Consider the following 19,640-nt stretch of genomic DNA (forward strand, 5'->3'; position numbering starts at 1 on the left):
CGGGACGGGGGCCCGACCCTACGCCGACCCTCCGCGGAACGCCGGACCGGGAGGCGTGCGCCGACGCGGGGCCTCTCCGCCGCCGCGAGGGGGTCCTTCCGCGCGCGGGGCGGGGCTGCGGCCGCCGCGGGGGCCGCGGTCCGTGCGGGCGGGGCCCCGGACGGGAGGGCCGACTGCGGTAGCGTACTCGGTTTCCCGTGTACGTTCCATGAGCGCCTGGTGACCGGCCCGCGTCGTTTCCCCCCGGAACGGGCTCCACGGAGGCGGGGGCGACGGCTTCGCGACCCCGGTGCGGGAGCGCGACCGCTCCTCAGAGCCAGGGGGCGGGGTGTTCCTGGCCGGTTCGGGAGTCGCGGGCCAGGTGTGTGGGGGGTCTGTGCTCCTCGTGGGCGATGTTTCCGGCCTGGTCGAGTTGGCGGACGATGACGCGGTTGCCCAGGGCGTCGTGGACGACTTCACGGAGGAGGCGGCCTTGTTCGTCCCATTGGTGCCAGGGGCCGACGGGGCCGTGGGGGTGGCGGGTGATGCCCTGGATGATGAGTTTTCCGCTGGGGGCCCAGGTCAGGGTGGGGCCGTCCTCGATGCCCTCGATGAAGGTGTGCATCTCGATCCGGTTCCGGCGGTCGAGGGTGACGGCCTCCCCGGTGAAGGGTTTGCCGTCGTGTAGGACCCGTCGGCCCCGGCCCTCGACGTCGGCGGTGGTGAGGTCCGCGGCGCTGACCGCGGGCAGGGAGTCCCCGTGTTCGGGGGCTCGCATGCCTGGAGCCAGTCGGATCGGCTGCCAGGGGATGAACACCCTCTCCCCCGTCGCGGTGTCGGTTCCGCCGAACTGTGCCTCGTGGTGTTCCTCGCTGATGAGGCGGCCCGAGGAGTCCCATCTGCGGGACAGACGGTGGTTCGCGTAGGCGTCGTCGATGTACTCGAAGACGAGGCGGCCCTCGGTGTTCCAGTAGTGGGCGGGTCCCACGGGCATTCCTCCGGTGGAGACGTTTTCCAGACCGGCGAGTTGTCCGTTGCCGTGCCAGGACATTCTGGGGCCGTTCTCCAGACCGTGCACGAAGGTCTGCGTGTAGGTCTTACCGCTGTCTCTTGTCGTCTCCCTCCCGGTGAAGTCCGTCGTCCTCGCCCGGTTTTCTCTTTCTGTCGTCGGGGTCGTGTGGCCCGCCGAAGGGGGTGTCGTATGTCGGGAATCCATGTTCGATGCCTCTGTCCGGGTCGATTTCCGCGTCGGCCCTTCTCGGGGTGTAGTACGTGATGTTCCTGATGTCGTCCGTGGTGTGCGTGTTCTTCCCGCTGCGCGGGGCGGCTGCTCCCTCGGTGATGCGGGCGCAGTTCGCGCAGGAGGGGCAGTAGGGGACCCACGGCGGCTTCAGTGTGAACTTGTTGTCGAGCTGGAAGTGGCTGATCTGTGCGTCTTCCGTGGCGTTCAGGAGACGGTTGACAGCCTTGACCTCGGCATGCCTGGCGGGTTTGTCGTAGTGGGGGTAGTTGCTGATCCTGCGGGTGGTGCCGTCCTTCTGGAGGATCTCGTACTTGCCCCGGAGGAACATGCCGTCGATGCGGTTCTTGATCTCGGGGTGCAGGAGTTCGGGCGCGATGACGGAGTGGCGGGGCCTGCCGTTGAGGCCTTCGGCGACGAGTCCGGTCCTGCGGTCGACGACGACGGAGTTGACGGCTCCGTTCTCGTGGCCCAGGTCCTCGGGGGTGAGGGGGATCTTGACGAAGTACTCCTCCCCGTCTTCCTCATGGGGGTAGCCGTCCGTGTTCCTCCCGGTCTCCGGGTCGAGGTTCGGCCTCGATTTCTTGGGCAGGCTCTTGTCCATCCTGCCGAGGTCGTGCCATTCGACGCGGACGGGCACCTTGTTTTTGACGAGGTAGGATATTTCCCTCGCCCGCATGTTGACGAGTTCGTGGACGAGTTCGTCGAGGGGTTTGTCCTTGACGTGGGTGATGAGTCCGTCCTGGTCGGTGGTCCTGTCGGCTTCGGGAATTCTTCCGAGGATTCTCCCGTCGGTGAGGTACTTGGGGAAAGCGGGGTCCCCTTCGGTTTCCTCGCCCTGGATGCCGAAGACTTCGGTGGCGGGTTTCCACTGGTCCGACTTCTCCTGGCCGCTGCCCTCCGCCCCGGTCCGCGAGTCGTCCTGACCGCTGTCGTCCTGTCCGGGCTGACGGTTCGACGGCCCACCGTTGTCGCCCATCACGGGGAAGGCCAGGATGTCGGTCACCGAACCGGGCAGCGGCTGGTCGAAGTCGGCCTTGGGGTTGAGCAGCCCCAGGAAGTCGTCGGGGAAGGGCTTGGAGCCGAGGGTGTCGGGCGAGCCGTTCTCCTTGTCCGAGGACTTCGGGTCCACGGAGTCGGAGGGGGAGCCGTCCTGGTCCGACGGCGGTCGGACCAGCGGTTCGTCGAACGTTGAGCCGCGGGGCCGCTGTACCAGTGTGTCGGGGAGGTCGTACAGGGACAGGTCGTCGTCGCTGTCGTAGCCGTCCGAGTCCGTGTCCGGGACCAGGTCCGGAACAGGGTCCGCGTCGGTGCCGGGGCGGGCCGGGCTCTCGCCGCGGCCGCGGTTCGTGCCGCCCTGGTGGGCTCCACGCGGGGAGCGGTCCTCCCCCTGCTTCCCGAGGTCCTTCCCCCCGGAACCGTCCCGGTTCCCGGAACGGTCGCCCGAACGGTCACCCTCACCGGTCCTGCCGCTGCCACCGCTGCCACCGCTGCCGCCCTGGTCGCCTTCGCCTCCGGAGCGGTCCTGGCCGGAGCCTCCGTTGCCGCCGGTCCGGTCCCCGCTGTTCCCCCCGGAACCGCCCTTGTCGGGGCCGCCGTCGTCGCCGCCTTCGTCCTTGCGCTGGTCCTTGGAGTCGGTGGGGGCGTCTTCGTTCTCCTCCTCGGTGTCCTCCTCCTTCTTCTCCTCGTCCTGTGTGTGCTCGGGCTCCTTCGCCGTTTCCCCGTCCTCGGGCTCGTGCTGTCTCCGGGACGGGTCGGACCCGGTCGCCTCGGGCGCTGTCCCGGGGGCCGAGGTCTCCTGGGCCCGGCCGTCGTTGACGGCCGGGGCGGGCCGGGTCGTCGTCCCCCCGCCGGAGGGTGCGTGCGCGGTGTCCTGCGCGGGGACGCCGCCTCCGGTGTTCGCGGGACCGTTCAGCTCCTGCTCGAAGAACGCGAACAGGTCGGACGCCGGGTCGGCGGCCGGGGGAGTCTGTTCCGCCGAGGGCACGCTCCCCTCCTGCCGGGAGGTGTCCGTGCGCTCCTGGGGCAGGGTGGAGGAACCCTCGTCGTCCCGGTTCCGGGTGAGGGGCTGGGGGACGGGGGCCTGTTCGGGCGCCGGTCGGGGCTGGGTACTGGAGGTCTCCTCGGGGGACGGCTGGGACCGGGTGCTGGAGGCCTCTTCAGGGGGCGGTTGGGTCGGTTGCGTGGTCGTGCGGTTCTGCTGCGGGCTGTCGGGGTCCGGGTTCGCCATGGCCGGGGTGGAGGAGCGCGGCCCCTCCCCTGCCGGGGCGGTCTCCGTCTGCGGGACGGGCCGGTTCCCAGGGGCGCGATCCGCCTCGGTCTGGCCAGGGGAGCGCTGGGGACCGTGGCCGTTCGTCGGGCCGGCGTCGTCCTGGGAGGTTCCGTTCTCGCTTGGCCGGGTCGTCGCCGGTAGCGACCACTTGGCCCTCCAGTCCTCTCGTAGACGCTGCCTCTCCTCCGGTGTCCGCGCCTCGTGCTCCCAGTTGGTCCGCCAGTCCTGGATGGCCTGGAGCCGGTTGTTCCACTCGTTCCGGTCCGGGTTCGCGGAGGGGACGCGCAGGACACGGGGCTGCGGACGGCGGAGGGCGGGCCGGTCCTCGGAAGCGGGGTTCGTCCCAGTTCGGTCGGGGGAGCGCTGTTCCTCCGGTGCGGGGTCGATCTCCGGCGGCTGGGGAGCGCGTTCGTCTCCGGGGTCGGTGGAGGCCGCCTCGGGGTGACGGTTCAGCTGGCTGACGTGTATCACGCTCTGCGGCGCCTCGGCGGACAGCGGCTGCTGTCCGTCCTGGTCCCTACGTGTACGGAGCCAGTCCTCCAGCCCCTGCGGCTCCGTCTGCGCGGGGGAGGGCTGTGGGCCGTGGTCGCCCGTCAGACCGGTGTCCTCGGGGGCCGGCCGGTCGCCCTCGGAGGGGGCCGGGTCCGACGACATCAGCCGCTCCAGTCGGAGCCGCATGTCCCTGAGCGTTTCCGAGTCCACTGAGGACGCCTCGGAGAGGGTGTCCTGGTCCGGCTGGGGGAGGGTGTCGTGATCGGTCCCGGTCCGCGTGTGGAGGGGGAGGCGCTGTCCGTCGAAGGTGGACACCGCGTCCTCGGCGGCCCGGGCCAGCGCGTCGTCCTCGGACGGTGCCGGCTGCGGCCGCTGGTCCTGGTCGTCGAGGGGGCGGTCCTGCTGCTGCGGTGCACTCGGGGTCGTGGAGGGCCCGGGCAGGGCGGTGGTGTCGGACTCCCAGGGGAAGCCCTGTGCTCCCTGGGTTTCGAGCCAGGCGGCGTCGACGGGCCCGCCCAGGTCCATGTCGTACCGGAACCCTTCGGGGACGGGCGGGCCCACCGCCATGGACCGTTCCATGAGCGACCGCATCAGCTCTGCGCGTTCCTCCTCGCTGAGCGAGGCCGCCTCCGGGTAGTGCCTGTCGAGCCAGCGGACGCGCGGCGCCTCCTCCTCGTCGCTGGACTCCTGGTCGGTGGCGTCGTACAGGTTCTCCTCGTCGTTCGCCGTGTACCCGTCGGCGGGGTCGTCGACGCGCTCCGGGGCGGGGCCGCGACCGGTTCCGGCCTGGTCGCCGGATAGGGCCGCATCGTGCTGGGACGGCCCGTTCCCGTCCTCCCCGGTCGGCGTCGTCCACGTCCTCGGCCTCCGGACCGTCGCGGACCCGGGCCGGGCGTGGGTTTCGGAGGACGGGCCCGAACGCTGGTCCGTGTGGCTGAGGGGCCCCTTCGTCTGGTTGCGTGAGTGGCGTTCCGGGCGGTTGTCGGTGGGGGCGGTCCCGTTCCGGGAGGAGCCCTCCTGGCCTTGGAGGGCCCTGCCCATCACCATGTCCCGCGCCAGTCTCTGCCGCGCCCGTTCGAGCACCTCGGCCGGGCTCGGCTCGGGTACTCTCCTCGGCACGTCCTCCTGCGGCCGGTCGTCGCGCTCGGGCGACTCGGTGGTCGCGGGGTCCGGGGTGTTCCGCTGCTGGGTCTGGGGAGGCGCTTCCCCCGGCACGGCCTCCCGAGGCCGGATGCTGAGGTCCGAGCCGAGGGTGTCCAGGAGGTTGGGTGCGGTGTCGCCCCGCTCGGGCCGCCGTCCCTCCTGCCCGGGCTGGCGGTTGTTCCGTTCGGGCAGCTCGATGGCCTCCGGATCGGCGGCGGGGTCATCGGCGTTCCGCTGCGGGGCCGGGGGAGGAGGCGGCTCCTCCTGGATGGTGTCGAGGTCCGGTGCGGTCGCGGTGCGCGGCCTGGGCAGGGACGAGGGGTCGCCCAGACCGTCGCGCAGCTCCTGGAGCGCCGTCACCCAGTCGCGCACAGCCCCCTCGAATTCCTGCCGCCGGTCCTCGTAGGCGCCCTCCAGGTCCTCGTAACGCTGCCGGACCCGCGGGTCGTCGGGTGCGGCGACGCGGTCGGAGGCCGCCTGGTCCAGGGGCCAGCGCGCTTCCAGGTAGGCCTTCTCCGCGTTTCCGAGCGCCTTCTGGATCCGGGCGAAACGCTCGGTCAGGGGGGCGATCCGGGTGGCGTGGTCGGGCGTGATGACACCCATCCGCACCGCGTCGCCGTGGGAGATCCACCGGGTCGTCTTGACGGTGGTCCGGCCCTGCTGCCACCGGGCGGGGCGGGTCGGGACGGGCGAGGGGGTGCGCCGGCCGCCGAAGGCGCCGCGCACCGCCCGGCCCGCGGACGCGGCCTTGTCCCCGACGTAGCGCGCCGAGCGCTTGTACCAGGGGCCGCTCAGCTCGGTCCTGGCCCCGATGAACACGTCGGTGTCCATCTCCACCAGGTAGCCGGGTCCGGTACGGACACGGTCGGAGTGGGGAGGCTCCTTCGGCCTGCTCCCCCGCGCGGTGTCGCCTCCGGACGTGGACGATCCCGTGTTGCTGGCCGAACCGTAGTGGGTGGCCGTCGTCGGAGGGCCCGTCCCGGTGCGTCCCGAGGGGCGCGCCTCGAAACCCATGGTCGTCGTGGACGACTCGTTGTGGAACGGGGAGAAGGTCCTGCTCGTCTCCGAGGAGTCGGTCAGGCGCACGCTCGGGTTGTAGTCCTTGATGAGCGCCGTCTCCGGGTGGGGTATGGCGCGCATCATCCACGTGGTCGGACCCAGCTCGGGCAGTTCGGCGCCCTTCTCCGAACTGGCCTCGGCGAAGGAGGCCTTGATGCCGAGCTCGGTGAGCGCGTGGTCGATGGCGTTGTTGCGGGAGTTCAGCTTGAGCTTGTCCGCCGCGTAGTCGGCCGCCTTCTCGACGGCCTGCGGGGTGTAATGCCCGTCGGCGACCGCGTTCGCGGGCGGGTTCCAGCCCAACGACTTCGCCAGGACGATCCGGCCGAGGTCGAGGATGTCCTTGCCCTTGTTCTCGACGGATTCGAGCAGGGTCACGGCGTCGTTGAAGGCGTCCCGGGTCCGCGGGTCCATGTCGCGTGTCAGGGAGCGCGCCATGTCGGTCAGCGAGGCGTGGTTGTCGTTGGAGGGGTTCTCCGGTGCGGTCCGGTTCCCGGTCCGCTGCCCGCCGGGCTGTCTGTCGTTGTCGCCCCGGTCGGTCGTCCGGGTGGTGTCGGCGGCCTCGGGTGTGGTGCGGGGGTGTTGTTTCCGTCGGTGGTCGTCCGGGTGGTGTCGCCACCCTCGGGCGTGGTGCTGGGGTTCTCGTTCCCGTCGGTGGAGGTGCGGGGGGTGTCGTTCCCCCCGGTCGTGCTCGCCTCGTTGCGCAGGTCGAGGGAGAAGGCCGGGTACAGCTCCTGCGCCCGGCCCGAGTTCCCCGTGCCGGTGAAGTCGCGCGTGCGCGAGCCCGGGGTCTCCCCCAGAAGGGAGTTGGCCGTGCCCTGCTTCTCCGAGATGTGCAGGTCCAGCGTCAGCTGGGTGTCCGACGACACCCGCGCGTAGGGCGTCTCCATGGTCAGCTGGGTGGAGCGCTTGTCCGTGTCCCGGACGACTTCGCCCCCGCCGCGCGCGTTCGTCGTGGTGCCGTCACCCTGCAGGCCCATCAGGTAGGGGCGGCTCGGCGGGGTGGTGCCCCCGGGCTGGTCGCCCCCCGACTGGGGCAGCGGTGTCAGGAGTGAGCCGTGGGCCCCCTGGAACGCGGAGCTCTCGTTGCCCTGCTGGAGCCGGTCCCCTTCCTCCGACCCCTGACGCTGGCGGTACTCCGTCTTGCCGCCCAGGTACTCGACCTTCGCGTTGCTCCTGTCGAGCCGCAGCTTCACGGTGGCGTCCAGGGACAGCGGCGCGGTCGTCGGGGCGTTGAGGTTCCCGATCGAGTGGTCGATGGGGCTGATCTTCAACGTCACCGGCACCCCGGTGTTGGGGTTGAGCCCGGTGTGGGAGTCGAGGGCCTTCAGGATGATCTCCCGGCTGCCCTTGGTCAGCTGCCAGCCCTGCGAGGCCAGGTCGTCGACGAGGCTCTGGATGGCCTCGTCGGGGTTGACCGGGTCGAGCATCATGCCGGAGTCCTCGAAGCCCGGGCGCGGTTTCACCGACCCGGGCGCCTCCGGCTCGGGCTGGGGGGCGCGGACCAGTTCACCGTCGACCTCCTCGACCTTGTCCTCGACCATGCCCGACGCGTGGGCGTCGCGGATGTGGATCAGCCCGGTCTCCAGGTTGTCGGAGTCGGCCTGCCAGCCCCGGTAGCGCGCGGAGCGGGGGAAGGTCGGCCCGATGCTCCAGCTCTTGACGAACTCCAGCGCCTGCGTGATGCGCCCCGAGGCGGAGTAGGAGTACGACATCGGGATCTTGGGGTGGAACTCGACCGACTCGTTGAACCTCGACGTGGGCTTGGTGATGGTGTAGCGGTCGAACAGGCTCTTGCCCGCGGAGGGGCCGAGCTGGATCAGGGGGGCGCTCGCGGAGTTGGGCGCGGGAGCGGTCCCGCCCGCGGGCTGCTCGGCGGGTTGGATCGGGTTGGGGTTGACCCGGCCTCCGCCCGTGGCCAGGAAGGTCAGGTCGGTCCGCCTCCCGTCCCTGGAGAACGTCTCCAGGGTGTTCTTGCTCTTGAAGACGACCGCGCCGTCGGACTGCTCGAAGCGGTCGACCGAGTCGATGTCGAACCGGGTGGACGACGTCGTGCGGAGGTGCATCGGGGAGAGCGGGCCCCCGCTCGTCTCCGTGCGGGTGCGCGCGCCGCCGGAGGAGCGCGCCGCCGGGTTGTCCGCGAGGTTCTCCGGGGAGAGCGCGTTCTCGTAGAACCGTCGGCTTCCCTCGCCCCGCCTCAGGAAGTGCCGCAGCTTGCGCTCGAAGCCGAGCCCTCTGGAGGGGCGCTGGCCGCCCGTGTCCCTCTCCCAGGGCGCGATGGAGGAGAAGCTCTCGTAGGTGGCTTCGAGCAGGCTGCTCACCCGGTTGCCGTCACCCGTGGTGAACCGGGTGTTGACGTTCTCGACGGTGGTGGGGGTGTCGCGGAGCTTCTCGGCCCGGCGCTGTTCGATCGGGCGGGTGTCGGGGGCGTTCTCCGCGGGGTTCCGCTGCCCGGTGGTGGTCTGCGCGGTCTCGGTGTCCGGTGCCGGGGTGGTGTCGGTGTTCTGCTGTCCGGTGGTGTCGCCGGTGGTCTCCGTCGCCGTCGGTGTCCGGACGCCGTCGTTCTGGGCTCCGGTGTCCTGCTGCCCGGTGGTGTCCGCAGCGGTGTCGGTGTTCTGTTGCCCGGTGGTGTCCTGCGCGGTTTCGGTGTTCGGCTGGTTGGTGTTGGTGTTGGTGTTGGTGTTGGTGTTGGTGTTGGTGTTGGTGTTGGTGTTGGTGTTAGGGGCGGGCGTCCGCTGGCCGTCACCGTTCTGGGAGCCGGTGTCCTGCTGCGCGTCGGTGTTCTGCTGGCCGGTGGTCCGCGCGGTCCCTGAGCCCGGTGCCGGGGCCGTACTCTCTTCGGCCGGGGGACGCTGGCTCCGCTCCCCGCCGAACAGCCTCTTGACACCGCCGGTCAGGTCGCGCGTCTTGCGGACCCTGTCCGGCGTCGGCCTCGTGGGGCCGTCGATCATCTCCTGGGCCTGGTCGACCGGTATCGGCCGGATCCGGGTGACCCTCGGGGCGGGGGCGGTCTCGTCCCGGCCCCCGCGTTCCCCGCCCGGAACCGCCTTGGCCGTGTCCATCGTGGCCATCGCCTCGATCGGGCGGCTGAGCAGGTCCTGTCCGCGCTCGGCCAGCGGTGTGTCACCGCCCAGGACCATGCCGAGGTCGTCGTCCTGGTAGAGCCTCGCCTTGAACCGGACCCCGGAGTTCCAAACGCTGGAGTCCTCCGCGTACTGGACGGTCCTCTCGCTCTGGGACCTCATTCCCAGGCCCCGGCTCTTCCCCTTGGTGTCGCTCAGCTGGAGGGAGACCGAGAACACGCCGCCGTCGCTCGGGTTGCCGGCCGCGTCGACGGCGTCGATCCGGCGGATGTAGCCGCCGGAGGAGAACCGGACCGTCTTGCGCTTCTGCGAGCCGTCCGCGGTGCTGATCTCGGACGAGCCCGCGTACTCGCCTCCGGTGCCCCTCGTGGTCTCTCCCGTGTGCCTGAGCGAGGAGAAGTCCGCGCTGACGCGTACCGCGACGAACGGCGAGCGCATCACTCTCTGGCCGGACTTGAAGAGCGCGCTGGGGTCGAACCTCCCGGTGTCGATCAGGTGGACGGGCTGGCCGTGCAGTGTCAGGCCGTCCGTGCCGCTCTTGAACTCGGACGCGGCGATCGCGTCGATGATCCTGTGCGTGTTGAAGACCGCGACCTCGTGGTCGCGCCGGAAGGGGCGGTGCTCGCGCGTGGAACCGGTGAACGGGCCGCTGTTCTCGTGGCCGGGGCGCCTGGCGAAGTTCTTCGGGTCGCGGGCCATGTCGGGCAGGACGATGCCGGGCAGCTTGTCGGCCAGCCCGGTCAGCACCTGGTGGGCGATGTGCTGGTAGATGCTGCGCTGCTGCCCGCCGACGTCGCGGTACTGGCTGCCGTCGGGCCAGGTGAAGTCGCGGGGCACGGCCCCGTGGAAGGTGACCGGGTTCTCCTCGGCCAGGTTCGGGCGGGGAGGCCGCAGGGCCTCGGGCCGTCCCTCCCCGTCGGGGCGTTCCTCGGTGGGCTGCTGCCCGGGCGGCCGTTCCTGTTCCGGGGCGTTCTCCCGCTGCCGACCGCGCTCCTCGGTCCCGGTGTCCGCGTTCCGGTCGTCGCCGTCCGGTGCGTTCCGGCTCCTGTCGGTCCCGGTCTCCCGGTTCCCGTCGGTTCCGGTCTGCTGGTCCCCGGTGGTGCCGGGCTGCCGGTTTCCGTCGGTCCCGGCCTGCTGGTCCCCGGTGGTGTCGGTCTGCCGGTTTCCGTCGGTTCCGGTTTGCTGGTTCCCCGTGGTGTCGGGAACGGTCCCGGGAGGGTTCACCGCCTCGGGCGCCGTACCGCTCCCCTCGGTCCGGACGGGAGCCGGAGGCGCGGGCACCTTGTCCGAGGGCTCGTCCCCGTTCAGGATGCGGGCCTCCTGGACGGTGAGGATCTCGACGGTGTCGCCCTGGAAGCGGTACACCTCGGTTTCGCCATCGAAGTGCACGTAGTAGTTGCGCTGCACGTCGTAGGCGGACGACTCGGTCTTGCCGTAGTTCATGCGGTTGACCGCCCCCGACGACAGCTGCGAACTCTCCGCGGTCGACCGGCCCCGCAGACCCCCCTCCACGGCTATCGCGTCCACACGGGCCCTGTGGGTGCCGCCCACGGCCCCCGCGTCGACGCTGACTCCCGCGCCCAGGGTGCCGCCGAGGAAGTCGCTGTGCCGGACGGAGCTCCCGCTCTCGCGTTCGGCCTTGTTGCCCTTGATGTACTTCGCGGGCTGGATGGTGTGGGGCTTGACGTCGTAGGCGGTGGGCACGGACTGGATGCTCACCAGCCGGGGCCTGCCCGAGGGGTCGGTGACCGTGAAGACCGCGGGCCCCGAGGTCATCTCGGGCAGGTTGTTGCGGATGGACTTCTTGGAGAAGGTCCCCCCGACCTGGTCGTGGAAGGCTTCCAGCTTCTGCTGCCTGCGCCTGTCGACGAACCCGGGCGTCACCTTGTCGACCGCGGACTTCCACCACCCGCGGTCCTGCTCCGGGGACCACAGGTGGTCGGCGATCCAGTCGGGGAAGGATCTGTCGGAGGACCCGTCGCTCAACCGGATGTCGCCGACCGACACGGGGTGGCCCTTGTCCGCGTGCGGTCCCACGGGCCTGTCGTCGTCGTTCCGGCCGCGCTGGTGGTCCTGGGTCGCGAAGGGGTCGCGCAGGCGGATCGTCTCCGGGCCGGTGTTGGCCGCGACCGCGCCCGGAAGGACCAGGACCACCCCGTTGGCGGACTCGGCCCGGGCGTTCACGGCCCGGTCCGGCGGGGTGGTGCCGTTCGCCGGTGCGTCGCCGTTCGGAGCGTTGTCGTTGGGAGCGGTGTTGTCAGCGGGAACGTTGTTGTTGTCGGTGGTGGTGTTGGGGGCGGTGCCGTCGACCGGGACGTTGCGGTTCGCCTGGGCGGTGCCGCTGCCCGGCGCCCGCGTCTGGGGGACGTGGACGGGCGTCAGCTCGAAGGACATGGTCAGGTCGGAGGCGTAGATCTCGGGCTTGCCCTTGATCTCGTAGCTGCTGTAGCCGTCGTGGAGGCTGACCGCCGTGTCCACGGACTGGCGCTGGCGCGTTCCCCCCGAGAAGCTGAACGTGAAGCGGGGGCCGATGTCGGCGCCGCCCACCGTTCCGAGGAGCAGGGGGGAGACCTGGAACCCCATGCCGATGAACTTGGTGCCGCCGTGGCTGCCGCTGCCCTCGGCCGGGTTGGCCTCCCCGGCCTCGTCCACCAGCTTCAGGTCCGTGGGGCCCGAGCCCTCCTTCGGCTGGGTGGGCGCGTGGTGGAAACCCTCACGGGAGGGGTTCAGCCGCAGTCTCGCCTGCCACCTGGAGCCGTCCGCTCCGTTGACCGTCGTGGAGAAACCCTCCGGCTGGAAGAACACGCCCGTCTGCTCGCGCGCCTGGGCGTCGATCTGTTCCCTGACCGTGTCGCGCACCGTGGCGTCGACGTGTCCGGCGTCGTTGGCGAGGGTGTCGTCCACGAACGAACGCAGGTGCTCGGCGTGGATCATGCTGGAGTTGACCAGGTTGGACGTCAGCAGGTAGCCGAGGTCGTAGGAGGTGCCGGTCCGCTCCGGCCGCACGGAACCCGGGTAGTCCCGGGGCGGCGGCTCCTCGCGTCGCCGAGTGTCGCCGGTGTCGGTCTGCGGGCGCTCCGTCTCCGTGCCGTCGGTGGTGGTGCGGGGGTCCTCCTCCGGAGGCGGGGGAGGGGGCGTGCGTTCCGCGTCCTCGGGGTTCGTCGTGTCCGCGGTGGTGCCGGTGTTCTCCTGCTGGGGCGGAGGAGGCTGTTCCGTGTCCTCGGTGTTCGTGGTGTCGGTGTTCTCCTGCGGGGACGGGGGAGGTTGCTCCGTGTCTTCGGGGTTCGTCGTGTCCGCGGTGGTGCCGGTGTTCTCCTGCTGGGGCGGCGCAGGTTGCTCCGTGCCCGTGGCGTCCACCGTCTCGACGGGGTCTGCGGTGGTGTCGTGCTCATGCTGCGGGGATGGCGGGGGCGCGTGCTCCGTGTTCGTGACGTCGGTGTCGACGGGCCGCACCGACGGCTTCGGTTCGGTGCCGTCGTTCTCGGTCGGAGCGGGCGGGGGAGGCGCGCCCTCCTCGTGTTCTCCGCTCCTGGTCCGTGTCTCCTCCGTGGGTACGCGCGTCTCGGCCCCGGGCGGCGCGGACGGGCGCACCGCCTCCGCCGTCGTATCCCCGGTCCCGGTGGTCAGCGGGCCCGGCGGTGTCGCCCGTTCCCGCGAAACGCCGTTCTCGGCAGGGGCATCCTCGGTGGTCTCGTCGCTCGTGTTCGGCTCGGGCGCAGACTGGGTCGGAACCGGCCGCGGGGACGGCGCGGCCCCGGGGTCGGAGGACTCCTCCCCGGTCACCGGTCCGCTCCGGCCGGGCGGGGTCTGCGTGTCGAGGGTGCTGTGGAAGTGTCCGGCAGCGGTCCGCCGGTCCGCCGGGGCGCTGGGGGGTGTGCCGGTCGCGGGCCCGGGCGCCTCCGACCGGGCTGACTCCGTGTCGTCGGTGCCGGTCAGCCCCAGCCCGTGGGCCAGGGAGTCGAGGTCGGCGCCGCTCGTTCCGGCGCCCTCCCCGTCGGGGTCCCGCACCTCTCCGGCGATGTCGGTCACGGCGAAGGCGAAGGGGTTGTTGGAGCCGAACGGGCTGGAGAACCCCGGCATGTTCATGCGCATGTCCAGCCTCGCGCGCGCGACGGAGCCCGGAGGGGTCAGCTCGGCGATGGACCGGGCCCGGTCCAGGGCGGCCGCCCGCGCGGCGGCGTCGCCGCGGGAGGAGGCCGCGTCGCCGAGCGCGATACCGACGGCGATGTTCGCGGCCACGTTGACGGTACGGGTCAGGCTCTCGTGCCGGTCGGCCGCGTCCTGGGCGGCCGTGATCGCGTCGCGGCGATGGGTGTCCGCCCTCTGGGCGGCGGCGCGGGCCTCCCCGACCCGGGCCCCGTCCCCGGCGGTGCGGGTGGCGGTGTCGGCGGCCTCGTAGGCGATGTGGGCGGCGCGTTCGGCGTCCTGGCGGGCGGTGTCGGCCTCCCCGGCCCGGGTCAGGGCCGTGTCGCGCTCGCGTGCGGCGTCGGTGATCCGGTCCGGGTTCTCGGGGTCGACCTCGGACGGTTCGGGGATCGCGTCGCGGGCCGCGGCCGCGTCGGCGCCAGCGCGCGCGGCCACGCTCTGCGCGGCGGCGGCCAGGTCCGCGGCCAGAGCGACCGCGGCGGTGACGGCTTCGGGGGCGGTGTCGGCGATCTCCCCGGCCCGGTCCGCCAGGTGCTCGGCCGCGTCTCGCAGCCCTTCGAGGCGGTCGATCGTCGCGGTCCGGTCGGGGCCGTCGGCATCCCGGAGAGTGGAGGCCAGGTCAGCGGTGAGGCGTTGCGCCGCCTGGTGTATCCCGGTCAGGGCCGCTGCCGTGTCATTCGCGTTCAGGGCCTGGTCGATGCGCTCCAGTGCCTGGCCCGTCCAGGTCGGGGGTGCTGTGGTGGGCCCGTCGTCGTGCGCGGGGGGCAGGATCTGGGCGTGGAAGAGGTAGCCGCGTCCCCAGGGTTCGACCGCGGTGATCTGGTAGCGGGTCCCCCGGGCGAGGATCACCTCGCGTTCGCGGGGGTGTTGGCTGCGGTCGCCGACCCACAGCCCGTGGGAGCCGTGCGGCACGGTCAGCCGCATCAGGTCGATGGAGGAGCCGCCCGCCGCGGACGGAACGGTACCGAGGGACGCCGAGAAATACCCCGGACTCACGTGCGTGGTCCCCGCGAGGGTGTAGGGATCGGTGTTGCCCTCGCCCAGCAGGTGCTGGTACTCGTACGTGCCGCGCACGGCTTCGAAGCCCTCGGGGAAGGGGTGGCCGGTGGCGCGGTCCAGGCGCCGGAACAGAGCCAGGACTTCCGGGGCGTCGGGGAAGTGCGCCGGTTCCCCGCCCAGGGCGAGGGATTCGGCGATTTCGCCCGCGCGTCCGGAGTGTACGCGGAGGTTCTCCAGCGCCGCCTCCGGATACCGGTTGTCGAGGACGCCCCGCACGATCCGCTGCTGCTCGGGGCTCAGCCCGCCCCGCTGCGCGGCTTCTCGTAGTTGCGTGAGGTCGGGCCATCGGCCGCCGCCGATCTCGTAGACCTGCCATCCGGGGTGGGACCGGCTCTCCTCGCGGATCCGGTCCAGTTCGGCCTGCACCGTCGCCTCGTTCAACGGGTGCAGCCGCGCGAAGTCGTTCAGCCAGGCGGACCAGGTGTAGGCGGAGACCGCGTCCTGGGTCGCGGTGGGGAGGGCGTCGAAGGTGTTGGGGTTGTAGGCGGGGTCGTGCAGGAGGTCGCCGTAGCGGTCGGTTTCGGCCCCGGTCGGTAGCCGGCGGATCGTCCCGGACCCGGACGCGGCGGGGTCGTTGTTGTCCGTCGCTGTGCGGTCCGGCGTCGACGATTCCCCGGATCGTCCTTGCGGGGCCGGTGCGTCTCCGTCGCCGTCCACCAGCGCCGTGTTGACGGTCGTCACCGGGGACGGTGCGCCGTAGGGGGAGGGGCCCCGGTCGGCTGGGTCCTGCATCGCGTAGCGGACGTAGTCCGTCGTGAGCCGCCCGCCGGGCAGCCAGAGCCGGGCGCGGACCGGGTCGTGGCGGTCCCGGAGGTGGCGGTCGATGCCACGGGACAGGGTCTCGGCGTCCCGGACGCGTTCGGGAGGGATGGACCCGCCGCTCAGCGGGACGCGCCTGTCGGAGGGGTCGGAGAGGACGTACACCAGTGCCTGCGCGAGGGTGTGCGCCTCGCGGATGGAGCGGTTCTCCGGGGCCGGACCGTCGACCGGTCGCAGTGATCTCCAGAATTCGGCGCCCAGCGCCCGCGCCCTGGGGATGTCCTTGTCCGCGAGGGCCCGGGTGAGTTCGGGCAGGCGGTCCAGGACCGACGCGGCGCGGGCGTCGGCCCTCGGGTCGATCCCGGAGACGGTGGGGTCGGTGCGCGTCTGTGCGGGGGTGGGGAGCCGCTGTCCGCCGCGCGCTCGGGTCCGGCGGCGGGCGGTGCCGCAGGCGCGTCCGTGTCCGTGCTCCGGGCGGGGGCCGGCGTGTCCTCGGCCGTGTCGGACGTCGTGGTCTCGGCGGCGCGCGCGGCGTCCCCAGAGCCCGCTACCGGCGCCCCGCTGTCCTCGTCGCGCTCGCCGGACTGTTCCGCGTCGCGTTCGGCACGGGGGTGCTCGGTGTCCTCCGTGTCCTGAGGGGGTCCGTTCTCCGACGTGGGACCGGTGTCGTGCTGGTCGCCACCGCTCTCGGTGACGGGCGGCGGAGGCGGTGCGTTCTCCGTGCTGAGGTCGGTGTCGCGCTGGCCGTCGCCGGTTTCGGCGACGGTCGGTGTGGACGGCGGGACGTCCTCCGGTGTGGTCCGCTGCTCAGCCGTGGGCGCGGTATCCGGTTGTGACGTGCTCTCGGCGGTGTGCGCGCCGTCGCCGATCGACCGCTGGGGGGAGGAGTCCGGTGTGCTGTCGTCGTTGGTGCGCTGGGGCGAACGTCCGTCGCTGTCGCCCCGCTCCTGGCCGTCCTCCGCGTCGGTGGACTCCTCCTCGTGCACGGACTCGGCGTCGTCGTCCGCGCGTTCGCCGTCCCTGTCCTTCTCGCCGTCGGATCCGTCGCCCCTCTCGTCCCCGGACCGGTCCCGGCCCTCGCCCGAGCCTTCCCGACCGTCTCCGGAGCGGTCGCCGCTCTCCTCGCCCGACCGCTGGCCGTCGCCGGACCGGTCACCGCTGTCGCCGGACTGGTCCTTGTCGCGGTCCTGGGAACGGTCGTCGTCGCGGGAGGTGTCCTCCTCGCGATCGTCGGGCCGTCCGCCGTCGCTTTCGGAGGGGGTGTGCCCGGTGTCCTCCGTGTCCTGGGGCGGTCCGCTCTCGGTGACGAGAGGAGGGGGCAGCGGGACGTCGGCCGGAGAGGGGGCGTCGGGGGCGGGTGCGGTGTGGGGGTTCGCGCGCTGTTCGTCCGTCGAGGTGACCTGGTCGTCCTGCCCGGTGGTGTCGCCGGTGGTCACGGTCTCCATAACGGGAGGCGCGCTCTCCGTGGCGACCTGGGGGCCGTTGCCGGTCGTCTGTCGGGTGGACGGGTCCTGGGCGCGGGTGTCACCGGTGCCCTGGGACGGACGTCCGCCGCCGCGCTCGGAGGACGCGGGGCGCTGGCCGGTGTCGGGGGCCGGGTTCTGCGGGGCGGGTGCGGGTGGTGGAGCCGCCTGGCCGACCGGGGGCGCCACAGCGACGGGAGCGGTGCCGTGCTGCTGTTCCGGTCCGTGGGCGGAGCGGTCGGTCGGGTCCGCGGTGTCGCGGTCGTCGGTGTTCCCCGTGTTCGGTGTGGTCTGCTCGGCGTCGGGGGGTGCGGCCGCCATGGGGTTGTCGGGGACGATGGCGTTGAGGAAGTCGGCGGCCAGGGGGCCGTTGTTCATGCCCTGCGGGAAGGGGGCGTCGCCGGTCCTGGGGTCGGGGGAGTTCGTTCCCAGCGGGACGTCGCGTGGTCCCGGGATGTGGGGGGTGTCGGGTCCGGGTTTCCCGTTCGGTTTCTCGGTGGTGGTGTCCTGCTGGGGGGTGGCCTCGTCGGTGTCGAACAGTGAGGCCTCGTCGTCGCTGTCGTAGGGCGAGGAGTTCTCGTCCCGGTCGAAGACGGAGGATGTGTCGCTGTCGGAGTCGCTGTCGTACAGGGATTGTTCGTCGTCCCGCGAGGGCGGGGCGGGTTCGCCGTCGCGGTCGTCCGTCGGCTGGCTCCGGTCGCCGGGTGCGGGGGAGTTGCCGCTGTTGCGTTCGGGGGTTCGGTCGCCGTTCTGGCCGGGGTCGTCGTCCCCGCGCCACCAGGGGTCGGTTTCGCTGGGGCCGGTGCGGTCGTCGGTGCGGTTGCCGGAACCTCTGCTCTCGGTCTGGGGCGGGGGTGTGTTGAGGTCGGGTTTGTCCTTGTCCTTGAACAGGTCGGCGCCGTGCAGGATGCCGTCGGTGGCGCCCTGCTGGATGCCCGCCTGGGTCGCACCGGATGTGGCGGACCAGACGGAGGCCTCCCAGCCGCGTCCGTCGGCCATGCTGCCCAGGCCCTCGCCGAGGTAGCCCTCCAGGGCTCCGGTGCCGATGCTGCCACCGGTCTGCTGGGCGTAGGTGCTGGTTTTGGAGAAGTAGTCGTTGAGGGGCTGTTGGAGGGTGACCGGTACATCGGAGAGGTGGTCGCGGGTGGTGGGGGGTAGGCGGTCGCCGATGGTGTCGCGCAGGTGCTGGCCCAGGTTGGGGTCGGTCCAGTTGCGGGCGAGGGTGTCGGCGTAGTCGCGTCCGAGGTCGCGTGCTGCGGCGTCTCCGATGTGGTCGCCGAAGTGGCGGGCGAACAGGTCGGCGAACTCGTTGCGCGCCGCGGCGGCTTTGGCGGCGTTGTCGAAGACGCCCGCGCCGATGGGGCTTGCGGGGTTGTAGGGGACCAGGAACTCGTCCTTGTGGCGGACGAAGACCTCGGCGAGATCCTTGTTGAGGGAGGGCGCGGGCAGGTCCGCGCCCGGTGTGCCCTTGGGTGCGGGGGAGTCCGGTCCCCGGTCGGGGTTCGTCGCTGGCGGGTCGTCCTTGACCGGTCCGGAGGGCGGCCCGTCCGGCCCGCCGCCGGGCGGTGGTGGCGTGTCGGTGTCGCGGTTGGGGTTGCCGGGAGGCGGGGTGTCCTTGACGGGCCCTCTGGGGTCGGGCGGGGGCCCGGTGGGCGGTCCGCTGGGCGGCCCGTCGGGGGTCTCCCGGATGGGCGGTCCGGTGGGGGGTCCACCGGGTCCGGGGGTGGGCTCGGTCCGGACCAGGGGCGGTGGGTCGGGGAGGTCGGTGATGCGGGCGACGCGGTCGTTGAACAGGTCGGTGAGTTGTTTGCTGAAGAGTCCGTCCATGCCCGCGGAGAAGACGGCGGACAGGGCGCCTTCGATGGTGGCGCCGATGTGGGCGCTGCGGGTGAGGTTGGGGTCTTTGTGGTGGCGGGTGCCTCTTCCGATCTGGATGCGTTGGATGATGCTGTCCATGCTGGCGAAGATCTGGCTGATGATCTGGTGGCCGGGCACGGTGATGAGCAGCCAGGTCAGGATGCGGCGGATGGCCAGGCTGCGGATGGCCTTGAAGATGGGGATCCACTTCAAGGAGGCGCCGAAGGTGAACTTGGCGGTGGCGATGGCCCAGGCGATCTCGGCCAGGAGTTGGACGAACTGGCCGATGACCATCATGTGCATGTACTCGACGTTGGCGCGGGCCTTGAAGAGTTCGCTGGACATGGTGGCGGCGTTGGAGCGGGCGGAGCCGACGTAGTCGTTGTCGCCGGTGGTGAACTGGTCCAGGGAGTGTTCGTAGTTGCGGGCGGTGTTGCCGTTGAAGTGGCGTCGGGCGTGGACGCGGCTGAGGTCGAACAGGTCGTCCAGGACTTTGACGCGTTTTTCGAGGGCGGCGTAGACCTCCGAACCGCGACCCAGAGTGGCCAGGCTGGCTTTGGGGACCTCGATGCTGGTGAGGACTTTGATCGCGCCGCGTGTGGAGTCGGACATGTTGTGGTCCAACGGCATACGCGTCTCCCCCTCTACCCCCCTGGTGCCGCTGCGCGGCCACGAAGGTAACACCGGAGAAAACGCGCGAATCGGCGGTTCGTTACCCGCAGCCGAACCCCGGTCCAAGGGCTCCCTGGTGGATTTCCGGAGGTCACGGGCGCGCTATGGAGGTGGTGGAAGTTTTCTGCAACATGTTCCACCCGGTTGGCGCGCTGAGTATTTCCGCAACGGTTCTCCTGGAACCGGGTGGATATTCTTTTCCCGTTCCCCTCGCGTCGGGGCTCGTTCCGGGGGAGACCGCTCCGGTGCTCGGACGCGAGGGCTGGTGGGACCGGGCAAGGCCCGGCGCATCCGCCCACGAGCCGGTGCCGACCGACCCGGTTCACCGCGTTCGCGGGAGGACTTTCGTGCCCGGAAAAGGGTGGCGGCGGGCGGAGCGGATCACGCCAGGACATGGGTCCCCGATCGGCCCCGGGGAG

4 protein-coding genes are annotated in these 19,640 nt (G+C 71.7%); all 4 read right to left on the reverse strand.

Going from position 1 to position 19,640, the window contains the following annotated elements; translation table 11 throughout:
* Positions 1-310 precede the first annotated feature (310 nt).
* The gene (locus NDAS_RS06055; protein ID WP_210746442.1) at positions 311-973 is read right to left on the reverse strand and encodes a toxin-antitoxin system YwqK family antitoxin; all 663 of its coding nucleotides are present in this window, start codon (positions 971-973) and stop codon (positions 311-313) included.
* A 103-nt stretch (positions 974-1,076) separates the two neighbouring features.
* Complete coding sequence (locus NDAS_RS06060; protein WP_167539489.1) at positions 1,077-6,596, reverse strand: hypothetical protein; 5,520 nt, start codon at positions 6,594-6,596, stop codon at positions 1,077-1,079.
* Positions 6,597-6,625: 29 nt separating this feature from the next.
* The gene (locus NDAS_RS06065; protein ID WP_013152260.1) at positions 6,626-15,394 is read right to left on the reverse strand and encodes an ADP-ribosyltransferase; all 8,769 of its coding nucleotides are present in this window, start codon (positions 15,392-15,394) and stop codon (positions 6,626-6,628) included.
* A complete protein-coding gene (locus NDAS_RS29530) occupies positions 15,352-19,179 on the reverse strand; it encodes an RHS repeat domain-containing protein (protein WP_013152261.1) in 3,828 nt (1,275 codons plus the stop codon). Before NDAS_RS29530 ends, NDAS_RS06065 begins: the two co-directional genes overlap by 43 nt.
* Positions 19,180-19,640 lie beyond the last annotated feature (461 nt).

This window comes from Nocardiopsis dassonvillei subsp. dassonvillei DSM 43111 (assembly GCF_000092985.1).
GTDB lineage: Bacteria > Actinomycetota > Actinomycetes > Streptosporangiales > Streptosporangiaceae > Nocardiopsis > Nocardiopsis dassonvillei.

What these genes read in the sequence shown, in the direction of transcription:
- NDAS_RS06055 (WP_210746442.1), bottom strand. Translation starts at nt 973, where the DNA reads ATGCCCGTGGGACCCGCCCACTACTGGAACACCGAGGGCCGCCTCGTC.
- NDAS_RS06060 (WP_167539489.1), bottom strand. Translation starts at nt 6,596, where the DNA reads ATGGACCCGCGGACCCGGGACGCCTTCAACGACGCCGTGACCCTGCTC.
- NDAS_RS29530 (WP_013152261.1), bottom strand. Translation starts at nt 19,179, where the DNA reads ATGCCGTTGGACCACAACATGTCCGACTCCACACGCGGCGCGATCAAA.